This is a genomic window from Ectobacillus ponti (assembly GCF_024294785.1).
GTDB classification, from domain to species: Bacteria; Bacillota; Bacilli; order Bacillales; family Bacillaceae_G; genus Ectobacillus; species Ectobacillus ponti.
The window spans coordinates 67,648-74,115 of record NZ_JANCLT010000015.1; the positions used below are offsets into that span (position 1 = coordinate 67,648).

Consider the following 6,468-nt stretch of genomic DNA (forward strand, 5'->3'; position numbering starts at 1 on the left):
TCCCCACGATGCCGGAAATCCTGCTATATATCGGCAAAAAATGCTGTAGGATGCTGGGGGGTTTTTGCGAATGAAACATGTACTGCTCGGCATTTCGCCTTGTTACAATGAAGGCAGGACAAGCGTGAGGAGGTTTGAATATGCGAAAGTACGGCGCGTGGATCGGAATTTGTGTGCTGCTTGTGCTGATTATCAGCCAGAGTGTGGCAGCATTTGGCAAGGATCAGCCTGAAATAAAGCGTGAGAGTATATTTGCTGTCATTCAGAAGGGATATGCGATGCAGGCCTCCCTGCATGGAAAAAAGATGTCTGTGGACAAGATGGCGAAGCAGCTTGCCCCGTATTTTACCGATAATTTTCTGCAGGTATTTACAGATGAAAATGAGGGGGACGCGAAGGGCGGAGGAGGCTACCTGCTGCCGCAAAAGCCCCCGTTTTCATTTAGTGAGCAAACGAAGCTTGCCTATCATAAGCAGCATAGCTTGCTCTATGTGTATGAAAAGGGCAAGGATGGCTATGAGATTGTGACGATGCAGCAATCCGGCGGCACATGGAAAATGGCTGCTTATCATGTATCGGATGAGCTCCTGCCGGAAATTCAGAAGGCTGAGCAGGTCAAGTAAGGATGTAGACAGGGGAAAGGTGGCGGGACTGCTATGGCAGTCTCTTTTCTTTGAAGTTATACACGGCAGAAAAGCGTACATCATATGAAATTCCGCATGCGCCTTGCGGGTGGAACCATTTCCGGCCGAGCATGTGAAAGCGCCCCTTTCGCCTGGAACACCTTCTCTTCCCGGCAAAAGGGGCGCTTTCTTTTATTCCTGAATCCCCAGCAGCTCCTGCAGCTTTTCCGGATCGAAACCGACGACTGCGACACCGTCCACAACCACCGTCGGAGTGGAGTAAGCATTGTAATCGTATACGAGCCGATCCCGCGCTTTAAAATCCTCCTGGATGTTATATTCTGTGAATGCCACGCTGTAATGCTGCAGCATTTGTTTCACGATGCTGCAAGGCGGGCAGTCCGGCTGTGTGTACACTTCAACCTTCTTCAGCATGTTGTTCCCCCTTTCTCTTGGCGCAAGTTCCTCCTTATTGTAAGATGAAAAGCAGAGATAGACAAATGATGAAGGGGTTTCATCATTTCAGGCAGAAGAGGTGGCATATGAAATACTGGACAATTTTTTGGACCGCGCTGCGGCTCGGATTGACATCCTTCGGGGGACCGGCTGCGCACATCGGCTACTTTCGGGCGGAATATGTGGAGCGGAAAAAATGGCTGGATGAAAAAAGCTACAGTGATCTGGTGGCATTGGCAAACTTTTTGCCGGGGCCCTCAAGCAGCCAAGTCGGCATTGCAGTGGGGACTCTCCGCGGGGGGCTGCTTGGCGGCATTCTTGCCTGGCTTGGCTTCACGCTGCCGTCAGCAGCCGTGCTGGTAATCTTCGCCGCCTGGGCCAAGGGAGTGGAGGAGGCGGGCTGGCTGCACAGCTTAAAGCTCGTAGCAGTGGCAGTTGTGGCACAGGCTGTGTGGGAAATGAGCCAAAAGCTAGCGCCTGACCGGACGCGAAAGACGCTTCTGATTGGGGCTTCCATGCTCTTGCTGCTGATTTCCTCGCCCTATTTGCAGCTTGCCGCACTTATAGCATGCGGTATGATTGGTTATCTTGTATACAGGGGAAGTGCAGGAGAGAGTACAGAGGCTGTTGTCTTCCCTGTTTCCAAGCGGACCGGGCTGCTGTCTCTCGGCCTGTTCGGCCTGCTGCTGGTTGCACTGCCGGCATGGCGTGCTGTTTCTTCATCGGAATGGCTGGCATTGTTTGATATGATGTACCGCACAGGTTCGCTTGTGTTTGGCGGCGGCCACGTCGTGCTGCCGCTTTTGGAGCCGCAGCTTGTGGATACCGGCATGATGGGCAAGGGAATGTTTCTTGCTGGCTACGGGGCCGCCCAGGCTGTGCCGGGGCCGCTGTTCACCTTTGCCAGCTATATCGGCGGGGTGACAAAGGGGGCAGCCGGTGCGGCTGTCGCAACCATTGGCATGTTTCTGCCGGGCTTTCTGCTCATCATTGGCGGCCTGCCATTTTGGCAGACACTGCGGCAGCATCGCATCATGCGGCCGGCGCTGCTGGGCGTAAATGCGGGGGTGATAGGAATCCTGCTGGCGGCGCTGTATGACCCGATTTTCACAAGCTCTGTCCGCTCCGCTTTGGATGCAGTATTGGCTCTGGCATATTTTGCTTTGCTCGTCATTTGGCGGCAGCCGCCCTGGCTTGTGGTGCTGGCAGCCGTCGGTATCGGCCTTGTCATTTTGTAACTTTTTTCGACAAATGAGTTGAGTTTCTTGCCGGCAACCGTTATCCTAGTGATTGAGGTAATTTTCTGTACCTGCGGATAGAACAGGCGTGACTGCAAACACTATCTGCAGAAGATTAGAGAAAGGGGAGATTTCATGTCTCTGCTCCAAGGAATTTTAACCCGCCTTGTCAGCCTGAAAGAGCAAGCAGCGAACGGTGAAGTGGCGCAGCGCTACTTTGAGGTGAATGGCGAACGGAAATGCAGCGTAAAGTATTTTGACAAAAGCGATACGTACGAATTAGAGGTATATCAGCCGGGCGAAAAGCCGCAAACCTATCAGTTTGATAACATTGATATGGTGGCAATCGAGATCTACGATATGATTTCCTGATTCATACATATAAAAGCAGTGCCCGATGCGGGTGCTGCTTTTTTCGTATAATTCCTGCTTTCTTCTCTGACACTGAAGATAGGAGGTGAGTGCTATGCAAATGGGAATGCCTGATGTTGTCTGTCCACAGTGCAAGCAGGCGGCAGAAATGGAGGATGTGCTGACCGCGCAGGCGAATCAGAACGTGATTTACACCTGCCCGTCCTGCGGCTACATGCTGCGCAACATCAAGACAAGCAAAGGATGAATGAGAAAATGAACATATCCACGCAAGCCGCGCCATACAATGGAAGTGCCGGAGTTTGTCTTGAGAAGGGACGTGGCTTGCATGGAAGCATACTGCTTTTACAACTTGTCCGAGCGGCGGATGATGTTTCAAGACGTGTTTCGTAAGATTTGCGAGTTTATGAGGGCTGATCCGAGAAATGTATACAGGCTTTCCATCGGTACAGATTCACAGGTACACCAGGCAGAAACAAGATTTGTCACTGCTGTGCATCTGCACCGGGTTGGCAAAGGGGCTTGGGGCTGCCTGCGCCAGCAAACGATACATAGACCGCTGAACAGCTTGCGTGAGAAAATTATGCTGGAAACCTATTACAGCCAGGAGGTTGCTTATCTGTTCACAGCGGAGCATATGGGCGACATGCTTGAGATCGTATATCCGTACCGTGATGAGGGAGCATCCCTGCTGATGGAAATTCATCTGGATATCGGCCGAAGCGGGCTGACAAAGGATTTCATTCAGGAAATGACAGCGCGGATTCATGCCATGGGCCTGACAGCACGCATCAAGCCAGAAGCCTATGCTGCCTTCAGCTACGCAAACCGCTATACAAAATAGAAAATTTTCACTTTTCGTTCTATTAAAGGGACGCAATCTTTTATATAATGGATATGTGAACCTTTGTATAGGGGGAGAGACAAGTATGAGACAAAGCAAGGTGTATTTGACCGAGGAAGATCAATCGCTTTTACTGCATGTGTTGTTTCAGCAAAAGTATGCCAGTGAGGTGCTTGCCTGTGAGCTGGCAGATATTGAAAGCGGGTTAAAGGCAGCTGATGCTGCTCACTATACAAGAGTAACAGATTTATTTCATCGGCTCCGGGATGCCGATCAATGACTGCCGTTTGGTAGTCATTTTTTTCGCTTTCGTGCTACAATAGAGGAGGAAAATGGAACAAAATGCATGATTTTCGATATATTAAGTAATTGTAAACGCTGTCAAAATCAGACAGCTGGAAAACTCGTAAATGGGGGAACGCCAATGATCAGTCTTCCGACAGAAGAATTCAAGCATATTTTCGTCAAGGATTTGCTCATTTCATCGGAAAAGGTGGCTCATGTACAGGTAGGGAACAGTCTGGAGCATGCATTGCTTGTGCTGGTCAAGTCCGGCTATTCGTCCATACCGGTGCTGGATCCGTCCTACAAGCTGCGCGGCCTGATCAGCAATGCGATGATCCTGGACCGGATTCTTGGTCTGGAACGGATTGAATTTGAGCGGCTGGAGCACATGAAGGTGGAAGAGGTGATGAATGCCGATATTCCGCGCTTGCAGCTCGATGACACCTTTGCCCAGGGACTTGATATGGTGATCAATCATCCTTTTGTTTGTGTGGAGAATACAGAGGGGTCATTCGAAGGTATTTTAACGCGGCGCGCGATTTTGAAGCTGTTGAACAAGCAAATTCGGCGATATAATCGGTAGGAGGGGGGCAAGGTGCCGCAGTCCGGGCACCTTGGGGAACCTTCTTTTTTTATTGGATGGAGATAGAGAGATGGAGACATTGGAGGGTTACACATGCAGTTAGATGATTTTCGGGTGCTGTCGGTGCTGTCGCAGGAGCTGAACATGCGCAAGGCGGCAGAGCGGCTGTTTGTATCGCAGCCGGCGCTCAGCCAGCGGCTGCAGTCGCTGGAGAAGCAGTGGGGCACACAGCTGTTCATCCGTTCGCAAAAGGGATTGACGATCACACCTGAGGGAGAAAAGGTGGCGGCATATGCGGCTGAAATGCTGCGGCAGGAGGAGAGCCTGCGGAACGAGCTGACATCGCTGCAGACAAAGACACATGGTACCCTAAAAATCGCCGTGGCTTCGCTGATTGGCCAATATTGGCTGCCGGCCCTGCTGAAGTCGTTTGTGGAGTCCTATCCGCTCGTGCAGATTTCCTTATTCACCGGCTGGAGCAGTGAAGTGCTGAAGGCGTTCTATGAAGGAGATGTCCATATTGCCATCGTCAGGGGCTCGCACGAGTATCCGGGCAAGAAAGTCCACTTGTTTACCGAGCAGCTGTATTTGGCGGATACAGAAATCAGCGATCTGTCGATGCTGGAGCAGACAAATAAGCCGTTCATCCAATTCAAAAGCGACTCCACGTATTATGTGCAAATTCAGAACTGGTGGCATGAAATGTTTGCGCAGCCGCCGCAGCGCACCATTGTAGTGGATCAGATTGAAACCTGCAAACAGATGGTCCAAAACGGCATCGGCTATGCGATCCTGCCGGCCACTGTGCTGCAAGGAGCGGAGAATGTGCATAAGCTGTCACTGACAGCCGGTGGCAAGCAGCTGACAAGGGAAACGTGGATGCTTGCGAATGAAGCGTCGCTGAAATTAAAGCAGGTGTCGGCTTTTGCCGAGCTTGTTCGGAATTTTGTGCAAAAATGAAGGTTCGTTCTTGCTCTATGAGCATTCGTTTGGTACAGTAGCATATAGTATATTTCTTAAGGAGGACATTTGCATGAAGATGATGGACGCTAACGAAATCATTGCTTTTATTCAAAAGAGCGAAAAGAAAACACCAGTGAAGGTATACATAAAAGGAAACCTGGGGAACGTGGAATTCCCGGAAACAGTCCAAGCATTCACTGAAGAAAAGACAGGTGTGCTGTTCGGCGAATGGACACAAGTGAAGGCTGTGCTGGATGCAAACAGCGAGGCTATTACGGATTATGTAGTAGAAAACGACCGCCGCAACTCTGCGATTCCATTGCTTGACCTGAAGGGCATTAAAGCACGCATTGAGCCGGGCGCAATCATCCGCGACCAAGTGGAAATCGGCGACAATGCTGTGATCATGATGGGCGCATCCATCAACATTGGTGCATCCATTGGCGAAGGCACAATGATTGATATGAACGTAGTGCTTGGCGGCCGCGCGACAGTCGGCAAGAACTGCCACATCGGCGCAGGCTCCGTGCTTGCCGGTGTAATCGAGCCGCCTTCCGCACTGCCGGTTATCGTGGAAGACGACGTTGTTGTCGGCGCCAACGCAGTCGTATTGGAAGGCGTACGCGTAGGCAAGGGTGCTGTTGTTGCAGCCGGTGCGATTGTAACGGAGGACGTGCCTCCTTACACAGTTGTGGCGGGTGTGCCTGCACGTGTCATTAAAAAAATTGACGAAAAGACAAAAGCAAAGACAGAAATCAAGCAAGAGCTGCGCCAGCTGAACCCTGAGCAGTAAGAAAAGCGGAAGCAGCCCGATCAGCCATCCGAAGGGAGGTTCCAGCCCTTCAAAGGCGCTTTTTTGCCTTTGATAGGGATGGGTTCTCCCTGGCAGATGGCTGGCTGCTGCAGCTGGACATAAAGAAAAGCGGAGAGGGCTTGCCCGGCTCACAGAAGGGAGGTTCTGGCCGTTCAAAGGCGCTTTTTGCCTTTTATGCGGACAGGTTCTCCCTGACAGTGAGCCAGCCCTCACAGCTGGACATAAAGAAAAGCGGAGAGGGCTTGCCCGGCTCACAGAAGGGAGGTTCTGGCCGTTCAAAGGCGCTTTTT

General features: G+C 51.3%; 10 protein-coding genes. 9 read left to right on the forward strand and 1 reads right to left on the reverse strand.

Annotated features, from left to right (window positions below):
* The first annotated feature begins 140 nt into the window (after positions 1–140).
* The gene (locus tag NK662_RS20385; RefSeq protein WP_254760806.1) at positions 141–623 is read left to right on the forward strand and encodes a DUF3993 domain-containing protein; all 483 of its coding nucleotides are present in this window, start codon (positions 141–143) and stop codon (positions 621–623) included.
* A gap of 192 nt (positions 624–815) precedes the next feature.
* On the opposite strand, the gene NK662_RS20390 is transcribed toward NK662_RS20385, so the two are convergent.
* The gene (locus tag NK662_RS20390) at positions 816–1,055 is read right to left on the reverse strand and encodes a glutaredoxin domain-containing protein (RefSeq protein WP_254760819.1); all 240 of its coding nucleotides are present in this window, start codon (positions 1,053–1,055) and stop codon (positions 816–818) included.
* Between the two features lie 110 nt (positions 1,056–1,165).
* Between NK662_RS20390 and chrA the strand changes: the two genes are divergently transcribed.
* The 8 genes from chrA (at position 1,166) to dapD (ending at position 6,157) form a co-directional block, all read left to right on the forward strand.
* Positions 1,166–2,317 carry a chromate efflux transporter gene (gene chrA, locus NK662_RS20395; protein ID WP_254760807.1) on the forward strand — a complete coding sequence of 384 codons (1,152 nt, stop codon included), beginning with the start codon at positions 1,166–1,168 and terminating at the stop codon, positions 2,315–2,317.
* 135 nt (positions 2,318–2,452) lie between these two features.
* On the forward strand, positions 2,453–2,689 hold the full coding sequence (locus NK662_RS20400; protein ID WP_254760808.1) for a YkuJ family protein: 237 nt from the start codon (positions 2,453–2,455) through the stop codon (positions 2,687–2,689).
* A gap of 94 nt (positions 2,690–2,783) precedes the next feature.
* On the forward strand, positions 2,784–2,936 hold the full coding sequence (locus NK662_RS20405; RefSeq protein ID WP_254760821.1) for a hypothetical protein: 153 nt from the start codon (positions 2,784–2,786) through the stop codon (positions 2,934–2,936).
* An 81-nt stretch (positions 2,937–3,017) separates the two neighbouring features.
* Entirely contained in the window at positions 3,018–3,533 is a 516-nt protein-coding gene (locus tag NK662_RS20410; protein ID WP_254760809.1) for a ribonuclease H-like YkuK family protein, read from the forward strand.
* An 85-nt stretch (positions 3,534–3,618) separates the two neighbouring features.
* On the forward strand, positions 3,619–3,813 hold the full coding sequence (gene abbA / locus NK662_RS20415) for an antirepressor AbbA (protein WP_254760810.1): 195 nt from the start codon (positions 3,619–3,621) through the stop codon (positions 3,811–3,813).
* 144 nt (positions 3,814–3,957) lie between these two features.
* Positions 3,958–4,401 (forward strand): cyclic-di-AMP-binding protein CbpB, encoded by a 444-nt coding sequence (gene cbpB, locus NK662_RS20420; RefSeq protein ID WP_254760811.1) that lies wholly within the window; start codon positions 3,958–3,960, stop codon positions 4,399–4,401.
* A gap of 93 nt (positions 4,402–4,494) precedes the next feature.
* A complete protein-coding gene (gene ccpC / locus NK662_RS20425; protein WP_254760812.1) occupies positions 4,495–5,361 on the forward strand; it encodes a transcriptional regulator CcpC in 867 nt (288 codons plus the stop codon).
* Between the two features lie 73 nt (positions 5,362–5,434).
* Positions 5,435–6,157 carry a 2,3,4,5-tetrahydropyridine-2,6-dicarboxylate N-acetyltransferase gene (gene dapD / locus NK662_RS20430; protein WP_254760813.1) on the forward strand — a complete coding sequence of 241 codons (723 nt, stop codon included), beginning with the start codon at positions 5,435–5,437 and terminating at the stop codon, positions 6,155–6,157.
* Positions 6,158–6,468 lie beyond the last annotated feature (311 nt).

Excerpts from the sequence above, each read along its gene's own strand:
- NK662_RS20385 (WP_254760806.1), top strand. The coding sequence starts at position 141 with ATGCGAAAGTACGGCGCGTGGATCGGAATTTGTGTGCTGCTTGTGCTG.
- chrA (WP_254760807.1), top strand. The coding sequence starts at position 1,166 with ATGAAATACTGGACAATTTTTTGGACCGCGCTGCGGCTCGGATTGACA.
- NK662_RS20400 (WP_254760808.1), top strand. The coding sequence starts at position 2,453 with ATGTCTCTGCTCCAAGGAATTTTAACCCGCCTTGTCAGCCTGAAAGAG.
- NK662_RS20405 (WP_254760821.1), top strand. The coding sequence starts at position 2,784 with ATGCAAATGGGAATGCCTGATGTTGTCTGTCCACAGTGCAAGCAGGCG.
- NK662_RS20410 (WP_254760809.1), top strand. The coding sequence starts at position 3,018 with ATGGAAGCATACTGCTTTTACAACTTGTCCGAGCGGCGGATGATGTTT.
- abbA (WP_254760810.1), top strand. The coding sequence starts at position 3,619 with ATGAGACAAAGCAAGGTGTATTTGACCGAGGAAGATCAATCGCTTTTA.
- cbpB (WP_254760811.1), top strand. The coding sequence starts at position 3,958 with ATGATCAGTCTTCCGACAGAAGAATTCAAGCATATTTTCGTCAAGGAT.
- ccpC (WP_254760812.1), top strand. The coding sequence starts at position 4,495 with ATGCAGTTAGATGATTTTCGGGTGCTGTCGGTGCTGTCGCAGGAGCTG.
- dapD (WP_254760813.1), top strand. The coding sequence starts at position 5,435 with ATGAAGATGATGGACGCTAACGAAATCATTGCTTTTATTCAAAAGAGC.